Genomic DNA, 26,164 nt, shown 5'->3' on the forward strand with positions numbered 1-26,164 from the left:
GTTAATCGTTGTTAAACGTTTGCATATCAATAAGTTTTCGGTACAGCCCATTGTGTTCCATCAATTCGACGTGGTTACCTTGCTCAACAATACGGCCTTCTTCAAGCACTACTATAATGTCAGCATTTTGTATGGTGCTTAAGCGGTGTGCTATAATTAATGATGTGCGATTTTTCATTAGGTTGTTTAGAGCATCCTGGACCAGTTTTTCTGATTCTGTATCCAGTGCTGAAGTTGCCTCATCAAGCAGCATAATAGGCGGGTTATTAAGTACCGCACGTGCAATACTGATTCGCTGCCTTTGCCCGCCCGAAAGTTTTACACCACGGTCACCAATATTTGTTTGATAGCCATTATCGGTATCCATAATAAAGTTATGGGCATTGGCAATGCGAGCTGCTGCCTCAACTTGCTCCTGTGTAATACCGGTTTTACCAAAGGCAATGTTGTTGAAAATAGTGTCGTTAAATAATATTGACTCCTGGTTAACAATACCCATCATAGCACGCAGCGAATCTGAAGTTATATGTTTAATATCTTTATTATCAATTAAAACCGCACCTTCCTTTGGTTCAATAAATCTTGGCAGCAAATCCATAAGTGTTGATTTACCACCACCCGATGGGCCAACTAATGCTACGGTTTTTCCTTTAGGCACTATGAGATTAATGTTTTTAAGCACCACTCTCTCTTTATAGGCAAAGCTCAGGTTATTGAGATGTATCCCCTCCTTAAATTCAGTTACATCAACCGCATCAGGTGCATCTGTTATCTGTGGTTTTTCATCAATTAGCGCTAAAATCCGTTCACCAGCAACCAAGCCCGTATGTATGTTACTAAAAGCATCGCCAAGGGCTTTTGCCGGACGCATTAATTGCGAAAAAAGGGCAATATAGGCTATGAACTGGCCAGGCGTAAGCTCTGACTCATTATTGAACAGCAGATAACCACCATATAGCACGATAAAGGAGATCATGATGATGGATAGTGCTTCAGATACAGGTGATGCCAGTTGCTGCCTTCGAGACATTGCCTTGCCTATGTTTGAATAACGGATGTTTTCATCATCAAAGCGTTTGATAATGAAATTTGTAGCATTAAATGCCTTTATAATTTTGATGCCTGAAAGCGCTTCATCAAGGTAGCTTACCATATTGGCATATGAGTTTTGAGCTTCTACAGCCTGCGAGCGAAGTTTTTTTACGATGCGCGAAATGATAAGACCAGCTACAGGTATAACCAGTAATGATATTAAGGTAAGTTTTACTGAGGTAGAAAATAATACCACAAGATACGCTATGAGTAACAATGGCTCCTTAAATATTACCTGCAACGAGCCGGTAACCGTAAACTGCACGGTTTGTACCTCTGATGCTATCTTAGAGATAATATCACCCTTGCGTTCGTTATTAAAAAAACCAAGATGAAGGTTTATTACATTATCAAATACCGCTTTGCGTATTTTTAGCAGTGTGTGAATGCGCATGTTTTCCATAGTACGTTGTGACAGGTACCGGAAAAAATTACCTAATATAACCGCCACAACTATAATTACACAAACAAATTGCAGCGCACCAAACTTTCCATTGTGTACAGTATAATCATTTAAGTAATATTTAAACCAGCCCGCCACATCAAAGGTAGAAAGGTCACTGCTTACTTTGGCGGCCTTTTCCGGCCCGCACTCGTTCACGTTGAACAATGTATTTAGTAGAGGGCCAAGCAAAGCCAATACGGATGTGCTGAATATCACATATAATAATGTATACAGTATATAGGGTATGGCAAATTTTTCAATAGGCTTGGCAAATGATAGCAGCCTGAAATATGTCTTCATTAAAATTTTATAAAAGCGCGCAAAGCTAACAGTAATTAAACAATTATTATTATAACGTTAAACCGTAAGCCATTATATATATACTGAAAAGCTTATGGCTGTTACGTTATTTATAGCTTTAACGCTACAACTTATGGTTAGTTATCAGGGGTGAGTTTATATGAGCTTGTTTTTCAGTTGATTAATTTTTTATAAAAAACGTTAATACGTTCAACGTTTTTAAAAATCCGCTTAAAGAGTTTGGTGGTGTATAACCGGTTTTTGAATGCGGAGCCCGAAATATAAAAGGTTGCTATAGTAGTATTAAGATAACGGCCTTTAAAAAACAGCGCGTATTTTTTTCGGGTACGTTCAACGGTTTGATCAAATGAATAATCAATATTGCCCAGGCTTTTATGTATAAGTAAAAAATCTATCACGTGGCAGGTGTAACCCAGCATTTCGGCCGTCATGCATATATCAAGGCCATATAAATGGTAACCGCCAATGTTGCCTGATAAAGCCAGGTTAGCGGCATTTTTTACCACCATAAAATTTTCGTCAACACTGCATACCCTGGCTGGTTGTTTCCCTTTTACATCAACGAAACCGTTTGGGTAACTAATTTTTATAGAAAGCTTTTTATAAAGCCTCGGGGCCGCCCCGGCATTACCTAATACCGCCCAATTCGGGTGTAGTGCATCCATTTCATTAATACGTTTCTGTAATATGGAACGGGTACTGTGTTCGGTAAGTAGTATATCCTGATGGCATAAAATAATGTATTCACCTTTAGCTGATTGAAGGAATGAATTGAGCCCCGTGTAAGCATCCACTTTATTGGCGGCACTGTTATCAGCAATAAGAAACTCACAGTCTGCCGGATCAAAACCTCCTTTAATGAATGATTCGAGCATCTCAGTATATTCCTGCTTTTGGGTTACCAGTGTGCATATTGAATATTTGTATCGATACTCAGGTAAATCAATACTTTTTACAAAATCAGGCAGGTTACTCATCTAATTTCTGTTTAATACGGCATCAATAGATGCTTTGATATTTTTTTTACATTGCCGGTAATCCATGTAGCGATTGTTGGCGATGGCTTGTTTTGTAAAAGCGGCCTTGTATACCCGTATATCAGGCAAGAGGCCGGTAAACAGCTTCACCGATGTATAAAAGTATACTTGTCCGGTGATCCATTTATAGAACAATGCTACGAACGTGGCAAAGGCCCATAACATTTTAAGCCCGCTGCCAAGGTGCAGGTAATGCAATGTAAGTTTGTTACGGGTACTTATGGTTTTGATCTTTTTTCGGGAGTTATGGCTTTTAATGGTTGATGATACTTCATGCCTGCAAACTGATGCAGGCACATAATAGCACTTCCAACTATTTTGCCATGCCCTTAACGATAAATCAAGATCCTCATGATAATAGGGCGAAAACAACTCGTTAAAACCACCTAACTGCATCAGCTTATCGCGATTTACTAAAGCATTTGCGCCGCTTAAATAAAATGTATATATGTGATGAACGTTTTTTATATCGACGTTTCTTATCTTATTGATTTTATAAACAGAGCTAAGGGGGTATTTACATGATTCAGAGATATTGCCATTTGCCTCATCTATAATACATCCCATTGTTCCAAATGTATCGGGTTGCTCAAATAACACAAGTTGGTGTTCAAAATAATTTTCGTCAATCGATACATCACTGTTAAGCAATAACACCAACTCAAGGTTAGCCTGCTTAATACCCCTGTTTATGTTGGTTGAAAAGCCTTTGTTATCGGTGTCTGTTGTTGTTATAATATCAGGATAATGCTCATTTAAAAAGCTAATACTATCATCGGTTGAAGCATCATCAGCAACTATTATTTCAAAAGTGCAGCCAATTTTACGTAATGCATTATATATTGATGGCAGGTTTTTTTGCAATAGCACTTTGCCATTATAGTTAGGTATAACAACTGATATACCTTGAGGCGATTGTGTAATGTTATCTACTTTTTCCAATTTCTAATTATTAAAGCTACGGTTTGCGGGTCAATCTCCGCAAGAGTTTCCGATTTACTTTCCAAATATCCGGCACGTTCACCCAGCGGTGCCCACCTGCCCGGATGAATGGGCCGAACACATGGAAACAGCCCTAATGTGTTAACGCCCGATGCCGCCGCAATATGCAGCGGCCCCGTGCCCGAGGCAATGAGCCCATCAGCATTACGTATAAAATTTACAAACTGATACAGGTCCATTTTACCGGTAATGTTATTTATTGATGGTGGCAGCTTTTTTATCCAATCGGCAAGCAGTGTCTGTTCTTTTTCTGATCCGCTGATGAATATATTAAACTTCTCTGCCGGTAGCATATTGATAAGCTCGCCGAAATAATCAAGCGGCCACTCTACCCCGCTGCCATGCGATTTAGGATGCAGTATCAAATTAAATTTATCAGCGGATAGCAGTGCCATAATATTAGCGGGCACACATTGCCTTGGCTCAAATTGATAATACTTGTATACATCAGCAAGCGGCGGTACAGATAAGCTAAGGGGTTTAAGTAGCACTGTGTTAAGCTGCGCTTCGTGCAGATCTGATTTTTTGCGGCTCAGCTTTACCAGTTTATTGCAGGTAAGCCAGTGGAATATGCGGTTGGTGGTACCAATGCGAACTGTTATGTCCGCTGCCTTAGCCAGTTTAGCCACATGCTTGTTCGGAAAGACGTGTATAATACAATCAACGCCAAGGGTTTTAAGTTTAGCCGCCTGCTGCTCAAAGGTTAACTTTTGCAGTTCATCATAATTAATAAACTCATTAACCGCTTTGCATGCCTCAATTACAGGCTGTGTATAGGTGCGCCCTAAAAAAGATATTTTAACACCAGGAAATGCCGACCGTATATACCCGCACATGGGCAGGGTAAGTACTACATCGCCAATGGCATCGGTACGGCTTATCAGTATATGTTTATATGGGGTATGGCTCAATGCTGAATTACTTTAGCTGCAACGTGTATTCAAAATACTTTTGCAGCACTAATAACGATATAATGTCCTCTTTTTGTTTATCAAAAAACTGCTTAACGTAATTATTGGCGTTAACAGCTATTTGCCTGGCCTCTTCGGGGTGATCAATATAATATTGCAGCCGCTCCTCCAGGTCACTAAAATCATCCTTTATATGGATGTAATGTACATTAGGTATCAGGCGGCCCTCCATAAACCAGGTTTCGTACCTGGGCGCAGGCATGACCGCAATGGAGTTTGACGACATGATCCATTTAAGGTTAGTGGCTACATCATTCCCTTCAAGGCTCAGTATAAATTTGTATTGCAAATGTTGTTTGATACCTATCTTAGGCTTTAACCAGGCGATGTTACCGCCATTGGTATTAACCTGCCCTAAATTGCATAGCGGGCTATTAAAATACATCTCCATAAACCTGATGCGGTGTGGCTGCGTAACCACCCCGCGGCCTATCAACACGTCCTGCTTTTTTTCAAAGGGTATCTTATCATCAACAAACACAAAATGCCGGTATTTGTCAAGTTTAAGTAGTACCGCGTTGGCATTATCATCACCAATTGGCCTGCTTTTTTGAATGGTTGGTTCGGCAGGTGTATGTATCACATCGCCAAATAAAAAACAGGCTTTTAAGTTGCCATCAAAATAGCGGGTGTACTCAAATGTATCAAAATTGTAAGCTTTAGGGCTTTTAAATATTGCCATATTCCTTAGCCTTATGGCGCTTTCTCCTAAACTAACCGATTGCTTTAATTTGTTGTAGTAATTTACCCTGTCGGCAATTTCAGCAGCATTATAGTTATTTAGCGCATTAAGCTTTTTACCCAATAATTGCCTGTATAAAAAACCTGGCAACGCCTGTCGCAAAATGTTTTTGGCGTAATAAAAAAGTTTGGGTTTTTTAACAGGGCGGCGTTTCACTATATCCACATAACAAATTTAAGCATTGCAAATATACAGCGCTGTGCCGACTAATAGTTGCTATTTAGCGTGATAGATGAGCTTTGTAAGCACCCTCACCAATATTACATAATAGCTGGAGAGCTATCCTGAGTTTGAATAACAAGCTTATCAGGTTATCTACTGTTCATGATCTCTTCGATATGATCCGCCTCAACAGGTATATCGGCCATCAGGTCAATATTGCCATTTTCGGTTATCAGTATATCATTTTCAATACGTATGCCCAGGCCTTCCTCCGGGATGTATATGCCCGGCTCGCAGGTAAGGATGTTGCCTGCCTCAAATGGTTTGTATCGGCTTGCATAATCATGCACATCAATACCCAGGTGATGCGAGGTGCCGTGCATAAAGTACCTTTTATATAAAGGCATCTTCGGGTCCTGCTTATTTACCTCGTGTTGTTTAAGCAGGCCAAGGCTGATGAGTTCGCTGGTCATGATGCGGCCAACCTCTTCATGGTATTCGGCCGATAGGGTACCGGTTACTATCAGTTTGGTAGCTGCACGCATTACTCGCAGCACCGCATTATATACATCGCGCTGGCGTGGGGTAAAACGCCCGTTAACCGGTATTGATCGGCTCAGGTCGGCATTGTAGTTGGCGTACTCGGCACCAAAATCAAATAATATCACATCGCCATCCCGGCATACCTGGTTGTTATCATTATAATGCAGCACAATAGCATTTTTGCCCGATGCTATGATGGGGTTATAACCATGCCCTGTAGCGCGCTGGCGTAAAAACTCATGGGTAACTTCGGCCTCTATCTCATACTCGGTAACGCCGGGCTTTACAAATTTAAGCACACGTACAAAGGCATCGCGCGTAATGGCGCATGCCTTTTTGGTCAGTTCAATTTCAATGTTTGATTTAACGGGCCGCAGATCGCGCAGTACAGGTGCCGAGCGCTGGTAATGATGCAGCGGGTATTTTTGTTTCAGATCGCTTATCATGCGCATATCGCGGTAGGGTACGGTATGCAGGTAGCCGTCATTCTCGTTAGTATTAAGGTAAATATTGTCGGCGTAATTAATAATACTATGTAATATATTATCATATTCGCTCAGCCAGTATACGTTTTGTATGCCCGACGCGGCGCGTGCTTCATCTTTGGTATACTTGTGTCCTTCCCAAACAGCAATGTGTTCATTGGTTTGTCTTAAAAAAAGTACTTCTCTGTATAGGATATTAGGACACTCCGGAAATAATATCAGGATACTTTGCTCCTGATCGATACCTGATAAATAAAAAAAATCAGGATTTTGCTTAAAAATATGTGTTTGATCGCCATTACGCGGAAACTCATCATTTGAGTGAAAAATAGCTATTGATGAGGGTTTTAATCGTGAAACGAAATTTTTTCTATTATTTATAAATAGTTCATTATCAATGGGTAGATATTTCATGCCGTAGAGGTTAAAAAATCAAAATCCCAAAACAATTACAGGGTTATAGGCGTTATGGGTTTAATTTTTGGAACAAAATTTGGTATTCTTTTCAAACATAATTAGTATTTTTGAAAAAAATCACAATTAAAATCGTTTAATCTTAAAACTATGAATTATTCTACATTGAAGAAAACAGTCGCGTTATCGTTCGCTTCTTTGATGGCTGTGAGTGTGGCTTTCGCACAAACAGATTCAACCTCAACAGACTCAGCTTCTACGTCGACAGAACCTACTACTGCCAAGGTATTTGGTGGCTTAGGTCAGTACAGAACCTTTAGCATTGGTATCAATGGTGGTGTTACTTCACCATTCAGCGCCCTGGGCGGTACTAATGACTATTTGAACGCAGACATTAACTTAGGTTACGGCCTGTCTTTCCGTCAACAACTTTCACACAGCTTCGGTCTGATCTTAGACTTGCACGGTGGTAAAGTTGGCGGTAACAACAATGATGTTGAAAACGTTGATCCGGCATCATACACTGAAAAAGAATTTGAAACCCGTTTCTGGTCTGCTACCTTAGGTGGTCAGTGGAACTTCGGAAGCATCGATTTCTTACACCGCAAAAACTCAGTTAACTTCTTCCTGAACGCTGGTGCCGGTTTAGCTTTATACAAGCCAAAAACTACTCCAACTGCTGGTGGCGAGTTAGTAAACTACAGCTCTGATGATAAATACATCAAAGAATTAGTTATCCCTGTAGGTGCAGGTGTTAAATTCCGTTTAAGCGATGGTGTTGCCCTGAACTTAGGTTACACTGTAAACTTTGTTGACGGTGATAACTTTGACGGTTACAAAAGAGGATTCCCTACTCGTGACAAATGGTCATACGGTTACGCTGGCTTAGAGTTTACTTTAGGTTCAAAATCAAAACCGAACCTGGATTGGGTAAACCCTGTAGCTATGATGTATGACGAACTTTATGACGAAACTTTACGTCAGGAAGTTGAAGCCCTTAAAGGCCGTGTATCATCAGTTGAAACTGCAGTTAGCGACCTGAAAAAAGATTCAGACGGTGACGGTGTATCTGATCAGTTTGACAAATGCCCTAACACTCCTGCTGGTACAGTGGTTGACGGTGCTGGTTGCGCTATCGTATTCCCTAAATCTGATTCAACTGAAGCTGGTACTGCTTATTCAAACATCCAGTTTGAATTTGATAGCTCTGTATTAAGAACTTCAGCTTACCCTGCTCTTGACGCTACTTCTTCTGATCTGCGTTCATCAGGTGCTGTTGTAACTATCAAAGGTTACGCTTCATCAGAAGGTACTGCTGCTCATAACATGCAACTTTCTAAAGACCGCGCTAACTCAGTAAAAACTTACTTAGTTAACTCAGGTGTTGAAGCTAAAAAACTGAAAGTTAAAGGTTACGGCGAAACTAACCCGGTTGCTGACAACTCAACTGAAGAAGGACGTGTATTAAACCGTCGTGTTGAATTCAGCAAATAATTTTTGATCGATTCTTTTTTAAAGATCATATCGAAGGCCCCGGATAACCCGGGGCCTTCTTTTTTTTATTAAATTTGCCATATGTACTTCTTCCGGAAAAAAGACCCGAGCAGGCCCAGCAACTTCAATCTTAAAGTGATGCACATCATCAATGCTATTGCTATTATCATGTTTGCGGGCGGCATCATCTGGAAACTTATTGACTGGTTTATACTCAAAAAATGAAGACTATAATAAACACTACCAACGCCCCTGCACCTATAGGGCCATACAGCCAGGCTGTAAAAGCAAACGGCTTTTTATTTGTATCGGGCCAGATAGCCCTTAGCCCCGCTACCGGCGATCTGGTACTTGACGATGTAAAAACCGAAGCTACGCAGGTAATGGAAAATTTGAAAGCTATATTGACGGAAGCCGGTGCTGATTTTAGTAGTGTAATAAAAACAGGCATCTTTTTAAAGGATATGAATGATTTTGCCGCTGTTAACGAAGTATATGGTTCATACTTTACTGATAACTTTCCGGCCCGTGAAACGGTACAGGTTGCCGCTTTGCCTAAAAATGTGAATGTAGAAATATCAGTAGTTGCACTGGTTGGTTAATTGATATTTTAATCCGGATTGGAACTTAACAAAAGCGCATCCCCCTTTGAAACGCCTGTTGAATATTTAAAAGGTGTAGGCCCGGCACGTGCCGAAGTGCTTAAAAAGGAACTTGCCGTTTTTACGTATGCCGATCTGCTGCGGTATTTCCCCTATAAATACATTGACCGTACCCGGTTTTATAAGGTAAAGGATGTACACCCCGAGATGCCTTATGTGCAGGTTATTGTTAGGCTGTTGCGTAAGGAAGTTATTGGCGAAAAACGCACCAAGCGCCTGGTGGTGCAAGCACAGGATGATACCGGCCAGATAGAGCTGGTATGGTTTCAGGGCGTTACCTGGGTTGATAAGAGTTTGCGTGTAGGTAAGGCCTATATTATATTTGGTAAGCCGGGTATGTTTAACGGGCGGCCGCAAATGTCGCATCCGGAGATGGAGCTTTACTCCCCGCAGGCCATAAAGCGGCAGGGCAATCTTACCCTGCAACCGGCTTACAACTCCACCGAAAAGTTAAAGCAATTTAGTTTAGACAGCAAGGGTATGCAAAAGCTCACTGTTATATTAATTGAGGAGTACGCCCGCTACCTGCAAGAGAACCTGCCTTTATACATCATCAATAAATACCGCCTGATGGACCGGCGTGAGGCTTACCGCCAAATGCACTTTCCGGATGATGCTAACAAACTTAACGAGGCGCAGCACAGGCTAAAGTTTGAGGAGCTTTTCTTTTTGCAATACAAGCTGTTAAAAAACAAGTTATACCGGACGCAAAAATTCAAGGGGAATATATTTGATAAGGTAGGGCACTACTTTAATGGTTTTTATAATGATAAGTTGCCCTTTCCGCTTACTAATGCGCAAAAGCGGGTATTAAAGGAGATCAGGATTGATACCCAGCGCGGCGTGCAAATGAACCGCCTGCTGCAGGGAGATGTAGGCAGCGGTAAAACCGTGGTAGCGTTGATGAGCATACTCATCGCTATTGATAACGGTTTTCAGGCCTGTATGATGGCACCGACCGAAATTCTCGCCAATCAGCATTATCAAACGGTAAAAAGCCTGGTAGGTGATAATTTTGTAGAGGTGGCGTTGCTTACAGGGTCCACCCCTAAAAAGCAGCGTAAGGTAATGCATGAACGCCTGCTTAGTGGTGAGCTAAAAATACTCATAGGTACCCATGCCCTTATTGAGGATGCCGTACAATACCAAAACCTTGGCTTTGTAGTGATTGATGAGCAGCACCGCTTTGGTGTTGAGCAACGGGCTAAATTATGGCGCAAAAACATAGTGCCGCCGCACGTGCTGGTAATGACGGCCACACCCATACCGCGTACCCTGGCCATGACTATGTACGGCGATCTGGATGTATCGGTAATTGACGAATTGCCCGCAGGGCGTAAACCTATAGAAACCGTGCATTTTTACGAAAGCCAGCGCCTGCGCATGTTCGGCATGATGCGCGAGGAAATAGCTAAAGGCCGACAGGTTTACGTAGTTTATCCCCTGATAAAGGAAAGCGAAAAACTCGATCTTAAAAACCTGGAGGAAGGTATTGAAACCATGCGCCGCGAATTTCCGCTGCCAAAATACCAAATAAGCATTGTGCATGGTAAAATACCGGCTGCTGTAAAAGAAGAGGAAATGCAGCGATTTATCCAGGCCCAAACACAAATTATGGTAGCCACCACCGTTATTGAGGTGGGTGTGAACGTACCTAACGCCTCAGTTATGATCATTGAAAATGCCGAGCGGTTCGGGCTGTCCCAATTGCACCAGTTGCGGGGCAGGGTAGGCCGTGGTGCCGAGCAATCGTACTGTATATTGATGAGCAGTAACAAGCTGAGCAATGATGGGCGTATACGCCTGGATACTATGGTGAAAACCAACAACGGTTTTGAAATATCAGAGATAGACCTGCAACTGCGCGGCCCCGGTAATATTGAAGGTACCCAGCAAAGCGGTGTGCTCGACCTTAAGGTAGCCAACCTCGCTACCGACCAGGAATTGCTGATGCAGGTACGCAAATGTGTTGAAGAGATATTTGAAAATGATCCGCAGCTCACCAACCCCGAAAACCAGATACTGCACCAGGCTACCCAATCAAAAAATGCCGGCCTTTCGTGGGATAAAATATCGTAGACCTCACCTAAATCCTCCCCAAAGGAGAGGACTTTAAATTACTCAACCATTTTATATTCCCTCCCTCGGCAGGGTCAGGGAGGGGTAACAGATGCCATATTCTAAATTCCACACAATCTTCACCTCATCTGCATAAAATCTCCGTTAAAATTTATCTTTGTTGAAACTGACTTCAACACATGAAAAAACTCCTACTCTCTGCTGCTATATTGTTCGGTGGCCTGTCACTCCAGGCGCAGGACTCGCTGATGATGCGTAAAATTTACGATGAAGCCCTGGTTAACGGTCAGGGATATGAAAACCTGCGTTACCTGTGTAAAAAGATCGGGCCTCGTTTAAGCGGTTCGCCCAATGCCCAAAAAGCGGTTGAGTGGGGCAAAAAGCTGATGGAAGATTACGGTTTTGACCGTGTTTACCTGCAGGAAGTTATGGTGCCGCATTGGGTACGTGGTGCAAAAGAGCAAGGCGCTATAATTGATGGTGATAAAAAAATATCGGTGCCTATTTGCGCGCTGGGCATGTCAATAGCCACATCGTCGGCAGGTATTACCGCCAATGTTATCGAGGTAAAGAGTATTAAGGAGATGCAGGATTTGGGTGAGAAAGTGATAAAAGGCAAAATAGTTTTCTTTAACCGCCCGTTTGATCCGCGTTATATTGAAACCGGCCAGGGTTATGGTGCTGCCGGCGATCAGCGTTTTGTTGGCCCGGCCGAGGCTGCCAAGCTGGGCGCGGTAGGGGCTATCGTTCGTTCGTTAAGTCCGGCGTTGGATAATTACCCGCATACCGGCGGTACATTGAGTGAGCCGGGTACTAAAATGATACCTGCAGCGGCCATATCAACCATGGCTGCTGATAAGCTGAGCGGCATGTTGAGGCTGCGTAAATTGCCGCTGATCAAATTCTGGTTCAAACAAAGCTGCCAAACGCTGCCCGAAGTAAAATCATACAACGTAATAGGCGAACTTACAGGTACCGAGAACCCGAAGAAAGTGATCACTGTTGGCGGCCATTTGGATTCATGGGATCTGGCTGAAGGCGCGCATGATGATGGCACCGGCATTGTACAATCAGCCGAGGCATTACGCATACTGAAAGCCTTGAAGTACAAACCTAAAAATTCGGTACGTGCGGTGTTTTTTATGAATGAGGAGAACGGCACCCGCGGCGGTTTAAAATACGCTGAACTTGCAGCCAAAAATAAGGAAGACCATATTGCCGCTATTGAAACTGATGAAGGTGGTTTTGTGCCCCGGGGTTTCGGGTTTGATGCCTCGCCGGAAGTAGTGGCTAAGATTAACAAAAACTGGAAAAAATTATTTGAGCCTTATGAGGCCGATAGATTGGTGAAGGGCGAGGGTGGTACGGATATTGAACCTTTAAAAGAAACGGTACCAAACATTACCCTGATCAGCTTTTTACCCGATTCGCAGCGCTATTTTGATCTGCACCATACAGCAGCCGATGTATTCGAGAAAGTACATAAGCGCGAACTTGAATTAGGCTCGGCAGCCATGGCTTCACTGATCTATCTGATTGATCAGCACGGCTTAAAATAAATTGAATTTTATAATATAACAACTAAATCTTATCTCAATTAATGAAAAAATTAGTATTACTGGTAGTGACTTTTTTAAGTTTTATATCTATTGTATCTGCTCAAACTACGTTAAAGCAATACAAGGCTGGCCATACATTCAGCATCAGTTTGCCTGATTATATGTCAAAAACCATTGGTCTTAACAGTGACGCTACTATACAATACAAAAGCAAAATAAAAGATGTTTATGGCTTTGTAATAGTGGATAGCAAAGAAGATTTGGCTTTAGCCGAAATGAATTTTTCATCATTAAAAGAATTTTATGAAAACTTTATTGCCAAATTTTTAAAAGATGAAGAGAAGCGTGTGGTTTCTGCCCCGGTTTACAAAAAAGTTGGTGATATTAATTTTGTTGAAACTGATGTGACCTATTATGATAAAGAAGCTGAAGCCGAAATATATTATTTGGCCGGTGTAGTTGAAACCAAGGCGGCATTTTATAAAGTAATGTCATGGGCTACAAAGGAAAATAAGGATACTTTTAAAGCCGACTTTCAAAAAATACTTTATAGCTTAAAGGATTAAAATCACATAATAATATTACAAAGGCAGAACACTTTACAGGTTCTGCCTTTTTCATTTATCCTTATTTTTGCACAAAACATACACAAGTGCCCGAAGCTGACAGTACCACACCTCCCAAAACCGACTCGTTTGCCGCCCTGCGGTTCAAAGATTTCCGTTCGTACCTAACCATGCGTTTCTTTTTTACGTTCGCTTACCAGATGCAGAACGTAGTGCTGGGCATCTACATTTATGATGTTACGCATGATAAGTTTGCCCTGGGGTTGATAGGTTTGTATGAAGCTATTCCGGCAATCGGCTTATCGCTTTACGGCGGTTACATTGCTGATAAGCTGGAGAAGCGTAAAATGCTGCTGCTTATATTCGGTACCATCTTTTTTTCCTCATTAGTGATGATGGCTGCCACACACAAAGGCGCGGGTGATTACCTGCACATGCACACCGTTGTACCTATAATTTACGGGATGCTGTTTATTAACGGATTGGCACGCGCCTTTTATGCACCCGCTGCCTTTTCGGTACTCGCTAACAGCGTACCGCGTGAGGTATACCCAAACTCCAGCACCTGGAATAGTTCGAGCTGGCAAATAGCCTCCATTATAGCGCCGGTTGTGGGCAGTTTTATTTATGCTTACATGGGCATTACAGGTGCTTTTACCACTATAGTGATTTTTTTAGCGGTAGCTTTTATATCGGTATGCCTGCTTAAAAAAGTGCCGCCGGTATATACGCCTAAAGAGGGGATATGGAAAAGCCTTACGGAAGGGATACGCTTTGTATTTAATACCAAAATGATGGTGGGTGCACTAAGCCTGGATATGTTCTCGGTATTTTTTGGTGGCGCGGTGGCTTTGCTCCCGGTATTTGCCAAGGATATTTTGCATGTAGGCCCGGAAGGGGTAGGCGTTATGCGCGGTGCAACCTCATTAGGCGCGGTGCTGACCATGCTGAGCATGACCCGCTTTTCGCCAATGGGCAAACCCTGGCGAAACCTGCTTATAGCGGTAGCAGGCTTTGGCTTATCGATAATATGTTTTGGCCTGTCGCGAAATTTCTATTTGTCGTTGATATTCCTGTTCACCGAGGGAGCCTTTGACAGTATCAGCGTGCTGATCCGTGGCACCATTATGCAGATGCTTACGCCTGATGAGATGCGTGGCCGGGTATCGGCAGTAAACCAAATGTTCATCGGTTCATCAAACGAGATTGGCGAGTTTGAATCGGGCGTGGCGGCTAAGTTGCTGGATACCGTACCGGCGGTGGTATTTGGCGGCACCATGACGTTGATCGTAGTAAGCATCACCTATCTTAAAACCAAAAAACTGATACCGCTTACCCTGACAGATATTAACAAGAAGCCCGAACTGGCTACTTAATGCTCCGCTTTTGCAAAATAAAATATCCGGCAAAAAACACCACAACGGCTATGGCAAGGCTTACATAAACATCATCAGTAAGTATGTTGATAACCAGTTGCCTTGATTGAGCGGGAGTTTTGGTACGTGGCATCATGTTGGTTAATGCCAGCATTGGGTGCGAATAAGGGAAAAGGTATGCATATTTCCAGCCGGCCGAAGCCATGATAACGCCCGATATGGTACCTACAAAGCCGATGCCCATCGGTTTCAAAAAATCTTTCCATAAAAGGCTGAACAAAAACTGTATCGATAATATACCCAGCGACGAAAGGAACAGTTTAAAATACACCTGCAGCAGTGCGTACTCCATATGGTATTCGTTAAACCGCAGTTCGGGTTTTAATGCTGATAACAGGTTGGCAAACCCAAGCGTAAATATCACGAACAGTGCGAGGCTGATTAATATCAACAGCAAAGCGTAAACATACTTAGCCGCATAAACCGCGAACTTTGGCAGCGGCAGGCTGAACAGCATTTTCCAGGTATCGGCTTTATGCTCAATATTGTTAACCGAATAGGCGGTAAAAATTACAAATATTGGTAACAATAAAACACCCATAATATTTAATACACTACCAACATAACGTAGCCAAAGCAACTCGCCCGGCCAACTGGCCATTTTTTCGGCATTGGTTAAAAAGCCAATGGTCATTAACAGGCAAATGAGCAGGGGCAGCAGTATAGCACACCAAAAAGCCAGCGTTTTGCGGGTTTTATAAAATTCAGACCGTAGGGAGAGTAAAAATGCTTTCATGGTGATGCAGGGTTCAGACTTTTTTGGTGATAGATAAAAATAGGGTTTCGAGGTCTTGCTGCTGTTTACCGATACTGTAAACGGTGTATCCACTATTTATCAGCAGGGTATTGATCTCGCCGCTTTGCTGTTTTGACAGGTATGGTAGTCCAACCAACGTTTCAGTTACCTGCGCAACCTCATACTGATGGCGCTTTAACAGGTTGGCGGCATCAACCGTATTATCAACTTCTATCAGTAACAAAGCCTGGTTAAGCGCTTCCAGCTCGGCAATACTGCCCTGAAAAAGCATGGTGCCGTTATTAATGATGCCCACATGTGTAGCCATACGCTCTATCTCTGACAGTAAATGGCTACTGATAAACACTGTTTTGCCATGGTGGCGTGTTAGGTTAATCAGCAGTTCGCGTATCTCGATAATGCCATTAGGGTCGAGGCCGTTGGTGGGTTCGTCCAATATCAGCAACTGCGGGTCGCTTAGCAGGGCCAGGGCAATACCCAGGCGTTGTTTCATGCCCAGCGAGTATTGCCCGGCTTTTTTATTGGCTGCATGTTGCAGTTGCACCAATTCAAGCATCTCATCAACCCTGCTTGCAGGCAGTTGCAGCAGGCCCACACGGTTAACCAGGTTTTCGCGCCCGGTAAGGTGCAGGTATATAGCGGGCTGCTCAATCAGCGAGCCTATTTTTGAAAGTATCTCAATGCGGTTACGTTTCAGGTCTTTCCCAAAAACAGAAATGCTGCCTTCGTCCGTTTTTAACAGATTGAGCAGCAATTTAATGGTGGTGGTTTTACCTGCGCCGTTTGGCCCTAAAAAACCATATATACTTCCTTGCGGAACTTGTAACGATAGGGAGTTAACAACCTTTTGGTTGCCAAAATTAAAGGTTAGCCCCTCGGTGCTGATTACCATACATTCTCCTGGCTAATACCGCACACTGTTTTAAAAAGGCTTACACCTTTGTAAAATAATGAGGTGGCTTGTTTAGCTTTGATGCTGGCGCCTTTAATATTTTGTTGTTGTTGATTGAACTGGTAAGCAACACCCATCACCAGGGCAAACATTACTGGTACCAGTAGCATTACAAAAGGGTTTGAGTATTTGATTAACTTTTTCATTGCGATTGATTTGATGAAACAAAGAAATACTAAAAAATCAACCCCCTAAAAAGTATTAGACCAACAGGTTGTATTTATAGATAAACGCCCGCGCCTCGCCTTAAACCCGTTCGTCGAAGAAAAAGGCCAGTTCATCGAACAAACATCATCCTATATATAATAGACCACTGAATAAACCGGCTAAAACATTACTTTAGAACACTGAACAAGTAATAAAATAAATGCGCAGCACTATATAAAGGGATGAAGAAACAGTGGCAATTTTTCTGGCATGTATTTGTGTGGATATGCCTGATATCCTTCTTCTTTTTTATCGGTAAAATAAACAGCAAACTATCTACCGAGGCATTGCTGGTTTTGTTTGTGCTTTTTGGCGTGGTTAACATCAGCTTATTCTACACCAATTACTTGTTACTTATACCCAGGCTTTTGGATAAAAAGCGATACGGAACGTATATCATTATAGCGCTATTGGTAATATTAGCTTATGGTTTTATAAAATACGGGCTGGCCTTTGTTTACAAGGAGTATGCTTTAATGAAGCATAAAGGCGAAATGATCAGCTTTGCATCTTACTACCTCAGCGCGTTTTTTACCAGTTTAATATTTGTATTCCTGAGCATCGTACTAAAATTCTCAACCGATTGGTTTTTGAATGAGCGCATTCAGCGCGACCTGGAGAACCAGCGGCTAACGGCCGAATTATCATTCCTGAAATCGCAGGTTAACCCGCACTTTTTGTTCAATTCCTTAAACAGCATATACTCGCTGGCCTATCAACGGTCAGAAACTACGCCCGAGGCTATACTCAAACTATCGGAAATTATGCGTTATATGCTATACGAGAGTAATGATAACAAAGTTGACCTGGAAAAAGAGATCCATTATTTGCAGAATTATATCGATTTGCAAAAGATACGTTTTGGCTACAAAGCCTTTGTTGAGTTTGAGGTAAAGGGTGATGTTGGTATGCAGCGCATTGCGCCGCTGCTGCTCATCTCATTTATTGAAAACGCGTTTAAACATGGCGTGGCCAATGATCCTGAAACACCTATACGGATGAATATAGCGGTGGAAGACGGTATGCTCAACTTTCATATTGAAAATAAAAAACACACCAATAATCGTGATGCTTCGGGCGGTATTGGTTTAAGTAACGTAAAGCGAAGGTTAAACCTGTTATACCCTAAAAAGTATGATCTGCAAATTACGGATACCGAGGCTTACTACGTGTGTAATTTAAAACTTGTTCTTTAACAAAAAAAGCCGTTTGGTACGGCTTTTAACTGGGCTTATTTTCGTTTTTGCTTTGATTTGGTTGTGCCGGTTTTAGTGCTGTCAGTAGTAGGTGAGGCTAAAAAGGTTGAATTGTCTTTCTTTTTATCGGCATCACTTTTCAACCAATCGGGCGTTGAGGCAGGCTGCACCGGGTTGGCCGGAGATGATTGTGTGGTTGAACCGGCCTGACCTTTACTAACGGTATCGGCCTTTTTTGCCGGGCTTGTTTGTGCACTGGCGTTGTAACAAGCGAATGCAAATATGGCAACAATAGCTGCACTAAGTTTTTTCATGGGTAGCTAAGTGTTATGGTTAATATTATTTAGTTAACGTTGAATTTGATTAACTTGTTTTGCTGGTAAGTTGCTTTTTTAGAAATGTGTGTTGGTTGATTAGTGGCGTTGCGGATATTAAATTATTTATTTTAGCTTTTTAAAACTGATTATAGAAGATGATACGGTGCCTGGTTGTTGATGATGAGCCGCTGGCTTTGAACATACTTGAGGATTATATTGCCAAAATGCCTTTTTTACAATTGGTAAAGGCAACCACCAACCCTATTGAAGCGCTCACGCTGGTGCAGGCCGGTGAGGCCGACTTGGTGTTTTTGGATGTGCAAATGCCCGAACTTACCGGTATACAATTTTTAAAGATTGCCAACGGTAAGGCCAAGGTTATACTTACTACGGCTTACCCGCAATATGCTTTGGAAGGCTATGAACTTGATGTGGTTGACTATCTGTTAAAGCCTATCGCTTTTGATCGTTTTTATAAAGCGGTACAAAAGGCGCAGGGCATCATAAACCCGGCCGCCGCTGTAAGTACACCTGCCCCCGCTGCTACGCCCGCGCAGCAGCCCGATTTTTTGAGCGATTTTATTTTTGTAAAAACCGAGCATAAGATACAAAAGGTGTACCTGCACGATATTTTGTTTATTGAGGGACTGAAGGATTATATATCCATATTTACTACTAACGAGCGCATCATCACCCTGCAAAATATGAAGAAAATGGAAGATGCCCTGCCCGAAAAGCATTTTATCCGTGTGCATCGCTCATATATCGTATCGCTGGATAAGATAGACAGTATTGAGCGTAGCCGCATCTTTATCGGCGATAAGATCATTCCCGTAGGTGATACTTACCGCGACGATTTTTTCAGGATAATTGACGGGAAGAATGTTTAGTAGCCCCTAACCCCTAAAGGGGAACTTTTTTTATAACTCCCCTTTAGGGGCTGGGGGCTACCCCACCTTTTCCCTGATGCGTTCTTCGGCCAGTTTTACCAGCTCGTCAACAGGGGCGGTGCCGGGTTCAATAGGTTCAAGTACTTCCCAAGTCATGGGGGTAAAGGTATTTAGCGGGAACAGGCCGTAACGTGCCATCTCCCACGATCGGTTAATAGCTACCGGAACCAGCAACGCGTTAGGGCACTTTTTTAACAATGTGGCAATACCTGCCGATTGAAAGGCTTTTACATGGCCATCCTTTGAGCGTGTGCCCTCCGGGAATATCATGGCCGACCATCCTTTCTCCTTCATCCGTGTACTCAGCTTAAGCAGTTCGGTAACGGATTGACGCGGATCTTTACGGTCAATATTAGCGCCGCCGCCCACACGCAGGTTGTATGATATGGATGGTATGTTTTTAGCCAACTCTATTTTTGAAACAAACTTGGCGTGATACTTCCTGAAAAAATAGATCATCGGCGGTATATCTATCAAACTTTGATGGTTCGCCATAATAATCATCGGCCTGCCCTGCGGCAGGTTTTGATGATTGATAAATTTAACGGAGTTAAACAGGATATAGTAAGTACTCAGCAAGCATAAGTTAAGCGCATCTACCGATTTTTTGTGGGCTGAGTAGCCAAAGGCCTTATAACTTATCCACTGTATAGGCTGAAAAACAACCAGCACCAAAAAAAACGCGACAATAGCAAACGGCGAAAGGATGTATCCTAAAAACTTTCTCATAATGGAATGACAAAGTTAATAAAAGCCTGTAAATGTTGGTTGTGAGATGGTATCGATGTGAGTTAAAAATGCTTAGCTGTGTGTTATTCCAGATACTAAGGGTTGTCATTTTGAACGATAGCAAGAAATCTGTACGTATGCACATCAGGGGATATATTTTCCTCGTACCTTGTTCTAAGTAACATCGCGCCCGGTTAATTCTCCTCAGTATATTTTTTAAAACTATCCAATATAGCCTGCCAGCCGCCGCGCTGCATCTCAACAGGATTGGTGTTTTCCGGATCAAAGGTTTCAGTAACGGTAGTGGTTTGGCTATCGCCATTAAAGCTGATGTTTACCCTGCGGCCATCAGCCATGGTGTAGTTAATGTGTTTATATTCCTCAACCTTATCATATATACCCTCAAAATCAAAACTGAAGCTGCCATCCTTAGCTGCCATAGTAGTTTTGAATTTACCACCGGGGCGCAGGTCGTTATCAGCATAAGGCGCATGCCAGTCGGCAGATGCCTGGCACCATTGGGTAATATGTTCGGGCTGGTTCCAGTAGTTCCATACTTTTTGCACGTTGGCATTTACTGTGGCCTGTACGGTAATGGCTTTATTATTAATGGTATCCATGTTATTATCGTTTAGTGGTATTATACAAATGTAGCACGTATCTGCTAAAACCATAGTAGCCGTATGCGACAAATTTAGGGGGCATATGTGCATTGGCCAAATGCTATCGTATTGTACTGTAAAGGCAATTTTTTGCTAAATATATTGATACGATTTGATGAAGTATTGATACAAATAAGCGAATAGTTTGAGCCAAAAAACACCGTTTTTTACTCCATCAAATAAACGTCTGATTGACGTTTAAATCAATTAACCAAATTATACTATCTTATGAGAAAAGCTTTACTCTTGAAACAGGGTACACCAACCGTTTCAACCTGTCCTCCGGGCAGGGCACGGCTTATCAGGGCCACGTTCGTTTTTTTTCTTGTAGCTTATCTGATTAACATTACAACCGCGTTTGCTCAAACTAAAATAACAGGCTCGGTAGTTGATGACGGCGGTTTGCCATTACCCGGTGTTGCCGTACGTGTAAAAGGCACTACAATAGGTACCGCCACTGATGGCGACGGAAAGTTTAGCCTTAGCGTGCCGGCCAATGCCGTTATTGAAGCTACTTTTGTAGGCTTTACACCGCAGCAGGTAACGGTAGGCACACAAACCAACATCAAAATCTCACTAAAATCAGCAAACGCAAGCTTGCAGGAAGTAGTTGTAACAGGTTTTGGCACACAAAAAAAGGAATCTGTTACCGGTTCAATAACATCTGTATCCAGTAAAGATATTGACAGGGTGCATGGTGGTGCTACAGTAAGTACGGCTTTGGCGGGTAAGCTGCCGGGTGTAACATTCCGCATGCCTGATGGTCGCCCCGGTGCAAGCGCTAATATCCAGATACGTAACATGGGCCGCCCCTTGTATGTAATAGATGGTATTCAACAGGATGAAGGCCAGTTTAATAACCTGGCACCTAATGATATTGAGAATATTACCGTGTTAAAGGATGCCTCGGCGGCTATTTACGGTGTACGTGCAGCTAATGGTGTTGTTGTGGTAACTACCAAGAAGGGTACAGGCGAAAGCCGTATCAACGTTGATGCGTACATGGGTTTTCAAAACTGGTACCGCTTTCCGGATGTTGTGAACAACTCGTATGATTTTATGCGCTACAAGGCCGAGGCGGAAGTTAACTCAAACGGTAGCACCACTATTACGCCTGCCGAACTTGAAAAATACCGCCAGGGTACCGAGCGTGGCTACCAGAGTTTTGACTGGCGCGAGTACGTTTTAAAGGCTAATAACAATGCGCCCCAAAACTCAGTTAACATCAACTTTACCGGCGGTACAGATAAGGTTAACTATTACGTATCAGGTACACACCTGTATCAAAACTCGGTTTTAGGTAAAGAGTATGAGTTTGGCCGCTCAAACATCCAGTCAAATATCAGCGCTAAAGTAGCTACAGGTTTAAGGGTGAGCATGAACATTAATGGCCGTATTGAAAGCCGCGAAAACCCCGGCGTACCGGGCGGTGACGACTATTTTTTGGCACGTTTTGCCGTATTGCGCAATACCCCGCTTGAAAGGCCTTACGCTAATGATAATCCAAACTACCTGAACCGTATCAACAACATCGAGTCAAACTACGCTTTCCTGAACAAGGATCTTTCGGGCGTTTACCGAAGTGACTGGCGGGTTTTGCAAACCAATTTTAATGCTGAGTACCAGATACCGGGCGTTAAGGGCTTAACAGCAAAAGCCGTTTATTCATATTATATAGCCGATTATATACTCAACAACCATGAGTATACTTATGATGTGTACACTTATAAGCCCGAAACAGATGTTTATGAAAGATCAGGCGGCAGTACTAACCCATGGCGTGAGCGCGAGCAGCGTAAGGAGTTTAACAACACCTTTCAGGCCCAGTTAAATTATGCCAATACCTTTGGTAAACACAATGTAACAGGTACGCTGGTTGCCGAGCGTATTGAATTAAGGCACCTGCGTAATTATGTACATGCTACGCCTATATCAAACAATCTTCCGCTTATTTATTTTCCTACCATGGATAGGTATGACGATCAGGATGATAAAGAATCGCGTATAGGTTACATAGCACGTGCTAACTATAACTATGCTAATAAATATTACCTTGAAGTATCGGCAAGGCGTGATGCGTCTTATCTGTTCGCGCCTGATAAGCGGGTAGGTTATTTCCCAGCGGCTTCCGTTGGATGGCGTATTACTGAAGAGCCGTTCATGAAAAATTTACTGGGTGAAAATTCGATATTGAATGACTTTAAATTCCGTGCATCATACGGTTTATTGGGTGACGACAGGAACCCTAACGACCCTAATCAGCCTATTGTACCCGCTTACGCTTACCTTGCCGGTTACAATTACGCGCAAAACGGTGTGGCTATTTTAGATGGTAACGCGGTAACTGTTGCCCGCGATAAAGGTATCCCAACTACATTGATATCATGGCTGCGCAGTAAAACCCTGAACGTGGGTGCCGACTTTTCATTGTTTAACAGCAAACTAACAGGTTCGGCAGAGTATTTTCGCCGTAAACGTACCGGTTTGTTGGCAACACGTATAGATGTGCTTGTGCCCGAGGAGTTAGGTTATGCCCTCCCTCAGGAAAACCTGAACAGCGATGAGCAATATGGTGGTGAGTTTGCCCTTAGTTACAATAATAAGATAGGGCAGTTAAGCTACAATATTGGTGGAAATATATCATACAGCAGGGCAAAAAACCTGGAAAGCTATATGCCGCGTTTCTTTAACTCATGGGATCAATACCGTAACTCACCTGTAAACAGGTATAAAAATATGGATTGGGGTTACGAGGTTATTGGTCAGTTCACTTCACAAGATCAAATTAACAACTATACCATCAACAATGATGGCAAAGGTAACCGTACCCTCATTCCGGGCGATTTAATGTACAAGGATCAGAATGGCGATGGTAAAATTGACCAGTATGACGAAAGGCCGATAGGCTTTGGCTATGGCACGCAACCTAATATTAACTACGGGTTCAACATCGGGCTTGCATACAAAAGCTTTGATTTTCATGCTGATTTTTCAGGTGCTGCGGGTTATACCTGGTTCCAAAATTACGAAACCCGTTGGGCATTCCAAAACAATGGTAACCTGAACAAGATATTTGAAGATCGCTGGCACCGTGCTGATCCTTATGATCTGAACAGCCAGTGGATTCCGGGACGATATCCGGCTAACCGTAATAACGTTGGCTTTGGCCATGCAGATTATGAGTTGAATGGCCAGCGTAATTCAACCTTTTGGCTGCACAATGTTAAATATTTGCGCGCCCGTACTATTGAGTTAGGTTACACATTGCCGGCTAATGTACTGAGCAAGATCAAAATTAAGCGAGCCCGTTTTTATGTTAACGGATACAATCTGTTCTCATTTGATAACCTGAAAGATTTTGGCATCGATCCGGAAGTTGTTGATGACAATGGCTTGCAGTTCCCTCAAAATAAAGTGGTTAATTTCGGTGTTAACCTAACCTTTTAAATAGCGAATTCATTTTTTAAATGATATGAAAAAGATATTTTTAATTACAATGGGCGCGGCGCTGTTAGTTACAGCATCGTGCAAAAAGGATAGCGATTTTTTAGATATTCCACCAAAGCAGATATTGCCAAGTGATATTGTGTTCTCTGATCCGGCGCTGGCACTTGCTGTACTGGGTGATTTATATAACAGGCAGCTTGATTTTTCAGGTCTTGACAATGGCTGGGCAAGTTTTGTTGATTTTAGCGAAGCATTCCCTTCAGAGAACGGAAGCGCTTTTTTTGTAACCCGAAACGGTTGGGACTTTGGCGAGTGGAATACCTGGGACTATGCTTACATACGTGAGCTGAATTTATTTATCGAGCGTGCTACAGCTTCAACAGCTTTGGCCGCAGCCGATAAAACCAGATTTTTAGCCGAAGCGCGTTTTTTACGTGCCAACTATTATTTTGAAATGGTGAAACGTATGGGTGGAGTGCCTATTATAACTTCATCATTCACCTACAACGGTGATGTTACCGATCTGCAAAAACCTCGGGCTAAGGAATCAGAAGTATATGATTTTATAATAAGTGAGGCTGAGGCTATAAAAAATGATTTACCTGCGGATGTTAATCAAAAATCAAGAGCAAGTAAGGGTGCGGCACTGGCTATGGAAGCAAGGGCGGCTTTATACGCCGGCTCAATAGCTAAGTACGGTGCCTCTACGCCGCAGGTTACTTTAGCAGGTGATGAAGTAGGTATACCTGCAGCTATGGCTAATGGGTATTACACTAAGGCTTTAGCCGCAGCTAATGAAATTATTAACGGTGCAGCAGGCGGCTATAAACTGTATCAGGTATTGCCAAATCTGTCTGACAATTTTGCCAATCTGTTTATTGATAAAAGCAACGCCAACCAGGAGCCGATATTTATTGAGGACTTTAAAGTGGGCAGCGGTAAAGTGCATAGCTTTACTGTAAATAATCAGCCTTATTCTATATCTGATGAAGGCGCTGATGCCGGTCGTTTAAATCCGTCATTAAATTTAGTTGAATCATTTGAGAAACTGGATAATACTTACGCCCCCATTCCAACAACCGATGGCAGCGGAAACCCAATTTATTACGATGATCAATTAGATATATTTGCAGGCCGTGACGCTCGTTTGGCAGGTACAGTATTGTTGCCCAATGCACAATTTAAGGGTGAGCATACTGATATTTGGGCAGGTTATCAGTTGGCTGATGGAAGCATCTTTACATCGGGTAATGCCAATGATCTGAGAAATTTGCCGGGAACGCCTGAATCGGCTAAAGTTCAGGTTGTTGGTCAGGACGGGCCTATAAATGGTTTGGAATTCCGTACGCAAAGCGGTTTTTATGTACGTAAGTATCTTGATCCGGCAACAGGTTCAGGCCGTCGTGGCCGTCAAAGTGATGTAGCCTTTATACGTTACCGTTATGGCGAGGTATTACTAAATGCTGCAGAAGCTGCCTTTGAACTTGGCCAAACAAGTGTTGCTTTAAATTACATTAACCAGGTGCGTGCGCGTGCGGGTTTAACAACGGCCTTAACAACATTATCTTTTGACAGGATAGTGCACGAGCGCAGGGTTGAACTGGTGTTTGAAGGGCATACCTTATATGATATGAAACGCTGGCGCTTAGCGCACCGGGTTTGGAACGGCCAGCAAATGACAGTTGCTGAACTTGTAAGTAACATTGGCTCGGCAACAAAGAAAAATACACAGCCTTTTGGTTTATGGCCTTATAAAATCTATAATCCGGGTAATGTTAACAACGGCAAATGGATATTTAAAGAAGTTAAACCCTCGGCTGTAACGGGTGCTAATAATTTTCAGTTAGGTAATTATTATTCACGTATAAATGATAATATATTATCAGCCAACCCAAAACTTGTAAAACAGCCTAATCAATAATTTAAAACTAAGCATT

The 26,164-nt window shown here is 42.6% G+C and carries 23 protein-coding genes; 11 read left to right on the forward strand and 12 right to left on the reverse strand.

The window, feature by feature from the left end; translation table 11 throughout:
* Position 1 precedes the first annotated feature (1 nt).
* From LJ707_RS05500 to LJ707_RS05525, 6 genes are all read right to left on the reverse strand, one after another.
* Complete coding sequence (locus LJ707_RS05500; RefSeq protein ID WP_228949809.1) at positions 2-1,837, reverse strand: ABC transporter ATP-binding protein; 1,836 nt, start codon at positions 1,835-1,837, stop codon at positions 2-4.
* Between the two features lie 173 nt (positions 1,838-2,010).
* Positions 2,011-2,835, reverse strand: a complete 825-nt coding sequence (locus tag LJ707_RS05505; RefSeq protein WP_228949810.1) for a hypothetical protein — start codon at positions 2,833-2,835, stop codon at positions 2,011-2,013.
* The gene (locus LJ707_RS05510; RefSeq protein WP_228949811.1) at positions 2,836-3,837 is read right to left on the reverse strand and encodes a glycosyltransferase family 2 protein; all 1,002 of its coding nucleotides are present in this window, start codon (positions 3,835-3,837) and stop codon (positions 2,836-2,838) included.
* Positions 3,825-4,808 (reverse strand): glycosyltransferase family 9 protein, encoded by a 984-nt coding sequence (locus tag LJ707_RS05515; protein ID WP_228949812.1) that lies wholly within the window; start codon positions 4,806-4,808, stop codon positions 3,825-3,827. Before LJ707_RS05515 ends, LJ707_RS05510 begins: the two co-directional genes overlap by 13 nt.
* A gap of 7 nt (positions 4,809-4,815) precedes the next feature.
* A complete protein-coding gene (locus LJ707_RS20395) occupies positions 4,816-5,775 on the reverse strand; it encodes a glycosyltransferase family 90 protein (protein WP_228949813.1) in 960 nt (319 codons plus the stop codon).
* 146 nt (positions 5,776-5,921) lie between these two features.
* Positions 5,922-7,214 (reverse strand): aminopeptidase P N-terminal domain-containing protein, encoded by a 1,293-nt coding sequence (locus tag LJ707_RS05525; RefSeq protein ID WP_228949814.1) that lies wholly within the window; start codon positions 7,212-7,214, stop codon positions 5,922-5,924.
* A gap of 201 nt (positions 7,215-7,415) precedes the next feature.
* Between LJ707_RS05525 and LJ707_RS05530 the strand changes: the two genes are divergently transcribed.
* The 7 genes from LJ707_RS05530 to LJ707_RS05560 all read left to right on the forward strand — a co-directional run bounded on the left by LJ707_RS05530 (position 7,416) and on the right by LJ707_RS05560 (position 14,950).
* The gene (locus LJ707_RS05530; protein ID WP_370632378.1) at positions 7,416-8,708 is read left to right on the forward strand and encodes an OmpA family protein; all 1,293 of its coding nucleotides are present in this window, start codon (positions 7,416-7,418) and stop codon (positions 8,706-8,708) included.
* 81 nt (positions 8,709-8,789) lie between these two features.
* Positions 8,790-8,933 carry a DUF6728 family protein gene (locus tag LJ707_RS05535; RefSeq protein ID WP_228949816.1) on the forward strand — a complete coding sequence of 48 codons (144 nt, stop codon included), beginning with the start codon at positions 8,790-8,792 and terminating at the stop codon, positions 8,931-8,933.
* On the forward strand, positions 8,930-9,310 hold the full coding sequence (locus LJ707_RS05540) for a RidA family protein (protein ID WP_228949817.1): 381 nt from the start codon (positions 8,930-8,932) through the stop codon (positions 9,308-9,310). The genes LJ707_RS05535 and LJ707_RS05540 overlap by 4 nt, the downstream gene beginning before the upstream one ends.
* A gap of 18 nt (positions 9,311-9,328) precedes the next feature.
* Complete coding sequence (gene recG, locus LJ707_RS05545) at positions 9,329-11,449, forward strand: ATP-dependent DNA helicase RecG (protein WP_228949818.1); 2,121 nt, start codon at positions 9,329-9,331, stop codon at positions 11,447-11,449.
* Between the two features lie 179 nt (positions 11,450-11,628).
* Positions 11,629-13,008 (forward strand): M20/M25/M40 family metallo-hydrolase, encoded by a 1,380-nt coding sequence (locus LJ707_RS05550; protein ID WP_228949819.1) that lies wholly within the window; start codon positions 11,629-11,631, stop codon positions 13,006-13,008.
* 41 nt (positions 13,009-13,049) lie between these two features.
* Positions 13,050-13,574 (forward strand): hypothetical protein, encoded by a 525-nt coding sequence (locus tag LJ707_RS05555; protein ID WP_228949820.1) that lies wholly within the window; start codon positions 13,050-13,052, stop codon positions 13,572-13,574.
* Between the two features lie 86 nt (positions 13,575-13,660).
* Entirely contained in the window at positions 13,661-14,950 is a 1,290-nt protein-coding gene (locus LJ707_RS05560) for an MFS transporter (protein ID WP_228949821.1), read from the forward strand.
* On the opposite strand, the gene LJ707_RS05565 is transcribed toward LJ707_RS05560, so the two are convergent.
* From LJ707_RS05565 to LJ707_RS05575, 3 genes are read right to left on the reverse strand one after another with little or no spacing between them, the layout of a single operon-like run.
* Positions 14,943-15,746, reverse strand: coding sequence for an ABC transporter permease (locus tag LJ707_RS05565; RefSeq protein WP_228949822.1), 804 nt, complete (start codon positions 15,744-15,746; stop codon positions 14,943-14,945). The two genes, LJ707_RS05560 and LJ707_RS05565, sit on opposite strands and share 8 nt — an antisense overlap.
* 13 nt (positions 15,747-15,759) lie before the next feature.
* Positions 15,760-16,659 carry an ABC transporter ATP-binding protein gene (locus LJ707_RS05570; RefSeq protein WP_228949823.1) on the reverse strand — a complete coding sequence of 300 codons (900 nt, stop codon included), beginning with the start codon at positions 16,657-16,659 and terminating at the stop codon, positions 15,760-15,762.
* Positions 16,653-16,865 (reverse strand): hypothetical protein, encoded by a 213-nt coding sequence (locus tag LJ707_RS05575; protein WP_228949824.1) that lies wholly within the window; start codon positions 16,863-16,865, stop codon positions 16,653-16,655. Before LJ707_RS05575 ends, LJ707_RS05570 begins: the two co-directional genes overlap by 7 nt.
* A 243-nt stretch (positions 16,866-17,108) precedes the next feature.
* Between LJ707_RS05575 and LJ707_RS05580 the strand changes: the two genes are divergently transcribed.
* A complete protein-coding gene (locus LJ707_RS05580; RefSeq protein WP_228949825.1) occupies positions 17,109-18,122 on the forward strand; it encodes a sensor histidine kinase in 1,014 nt (337 codons plus the stop codon).
* A 35-nt stretch (positions 18,123-18,157) separates the two neighbouring features.
* Here LJ707_RS05580 and LJ707_RS05585 read toward each other — a convergent pair whose 3' ends face one another.
* Complete coding sequence (locus LJ707_RS05585; protein WP_228949826.1) at positions 18,158-18,436, reverse strand: hypothetical protein; 279 nt, start codon at positions 18,434-18,436, stop codon at positions 18,158-18,160.
* Between the two features lie 158 nt (positions 18,437-18,594).
* Here LJ707_RS05585 and LJ707_RS05590 point away from each other — a divergent pair, with 158 nt between their 5' ends.
* Positions 18,595-19,329 carry a LytTR family DNA-binding domain-containing protein gene (locus LJ707_RS05590; protein WP_228949827.1) on the forward strand — a complete coding sequence of 245 codons (735 nt, stop codon included), beginning with the start codon at positions 18,595-18,597 and terminating at the stop codon, positions 19,327-19,329.
* Positions 19,330-19,386: 57 nt separating this feature from the next.
* Here the strand turns inward: LJ707_RS05590 and LJ707_RS05595 are convergent, their stop codons facing one another.
* Both LJ707_RS05595 and LJ707_RS05600 read right to left on the reverse strand, forming a co-directional pair.
* Entirely contained in the window at positions 19,387-20,118 is a 732-nt protein-coding gene (locus LJ707_RS05595) for a lysophospholipid acyltransferase family protein (protein WP_228949828.1), read from the reverse strand.
* A gap of 194 nt (positions 20,119-20,312) precedes the next feature.
* Entirely contained in the window at positions 20,313-20,738 is a 426-nt protein-coding gene (locus LJ707_RS05600) for an SRPBCC family protein (protein ID WP_228949829.1), read from the reverse strand.
* A gap of 270 nt (positions 20,739-21,008) precedes the next feature.
* Between LJ707_RS05600 and LJ707_RS05605 the strand changes: the two genes are divergently transcribed.
* Together LJ707_RS05605 and LJ707_RS05610 are read left to right on the forward strand one after the other, a co-directional pair.
* Entirely contained in the window at positions 21,009-24,227 is a 3,219-nt protein-coding gene (locus tag LJ707_RS05605; RefSeq protein WP_228949830.1) for a TonB-dependent receptor, read from the forward strand.
* Positions 24,228-24,252: 25 nt separating this feature from the next.
* Positions 24,253-26,148, forward strand: coding sequence for a RagB/SusD family nutrient uptake outer membrane protein (locus LJ707_RS05610; RefSeq protein ID WP_228949831.1), 1,896 nt, complete (start codon positions 24,253-24,255; stop codon positions 26,146-26,148).
* The last annotated feature ends 16 nt before the right edge of the window (positions 26,149-26,164 follow it).

This window comes from Mucilaginibacter sp. UR6-1 (genome assembly GCF_020880975.1).
Classification (GTDB): domain Bacteria; phylum Bacteroidota; class Bacteroidia; order Sphingobacteriales; family Sphingobacteriaceae; genus Mucilaginibacter.

What these genes read in the sequence shown, in the direction of transcription:
- LJ707_RS05500 (WP_228949809.1), bottom strand. Translation starts at nt 1,837, where the DNA reads ATGAAGACATATTTCAGGCTGCTATCATTTGCCAAGCCTATTGAAAAA.
- LJ707_RS05505 (WP_228949810.1), bottom strand. Translation starts at nt 2,835, where the DNA reads ATGAGTAACCTGCCTGATTTTGTAAAAAGTATTGATTTACCTGAGTAT.
- LJ707_RS05525 (WP_228949814.1), bottom strand. Translation starts at nt 7,214, where the DNA reads ATGAAATATCTACCCATTGATAATGAACTATTTATAAATAATAGAAAA.
- LJ707_RS05530 (WP_370632378.1), top strand. Translation starts at nt 7,416, where the DNA reads ATGGCTGTGAGTGTGGCTTTCGCACAAACAGATTCAACCTCAACAGAC.
- LJ707_RS05535 (WP_228949816.1), top strand. Translation starts at nt 8,790, where the DNA reads ATGTACTTCTTCCGGAAAAAAGACCCGAGCAGGCCCAGCAACTTCAAT.
- LJ707_RS05540 (WP_228949817.1), top strand. Translation starts at nt 8,930, where the DNA reads ATGAAGACTATAATAAACACTACCAACGCCCCTGCACCTATAGGGCCA.
- LJ707_RS05550 (WP_228949819.1), top strand. Translation starts at nt 11,629, where the DNA reads ATGAAAAAACTCCTACTCTCTGCTGCTATATTGTTCGGTGGCCTGTCA.
- LJ707_RS05555 (WP_228949820.1), top strand. Translation starts at nt 13,050, where the DNA reads ATGAAAAAATTAGTATTACTGGTAGTGACTTTTTTAAGTTTTATATCT.
- LJ707_RS05565 (WP_228949822.1), bottom strand. Translation starts at nt 15,746, where the DNA reads ATGAAAGCATTTTTACTCTCCCTACGGTCTGAATTTTATAAAACCCGC.
- LJ707_RS05570 (WP_228949823.1), bottom strand. Translation starts at nt 16,659, where the DNA reads ATGGTAATCAGCACCGAGGGGCTAACCTTTAATTTTGGCAACCAAAAG.
- LJ707_RS05575 (WP_228949824.1), bottom strand. Translation starts at nt 16,865, where the DNA reads ATGAAAAAGTTAATCAAATACTCAAACCCTTTTGTAATGCTACTGGTA.
- LJ707_RS05580 (WP_228949825.1), top strand. Translation starts at nt 17,109, where the DNA reads ATGAAGAAACAGTGGCAATTTTTCTGGCATGTATTTGTGTGGATATGC.
- LJ707_RS05585 (WP_228949826.1), bottom strand. Translation starts at nt 18,436, where the DNA reads ATGAAAAAACTTAGTGCAGCTATTGTTGCCATATTTGCATTCGCTTGT.
- LJ707_RS05590 (WP_228949827.1), top strand. Translation starts at nt 18,595, where the DNA reads ATGATACGGTGCCTGGTTGTTGATGATGAGCCGCTGGCTTTGAACATA.
- LJ707_RS05595 (WP_228949828.1), bottom strand. Translation starts at nt 20,118, where the DNA reads ATGAGAAAGTTTTTAGGATACATCCTTTCGCCGTTTGCTATTGTCGCG.
- LJ707_RS05600 (WP_228949829.1), bottom strand. Translation starts at nt 20,738, where the DNA reads ATGGATACCATTAATAATAAAGCCATTACCGTACAGGCCACAGTAAAT.
- LJ707_RS05605 (WP_228949830.1), top strand. Translation starts at nt 21,009, where the DNA reads ATGAGAAAAGCTTTACTCTTGAAACAGGGTACACCAACCGTTTCAACC.
- LJ707_RS05610 (WP_228949831.1), top strand. Translation starts at nt 24,253, where the DNA reads ATGAAAAAGATATTTTTAATTACAATGGGCGCGGCGCTGTTAGTTACA.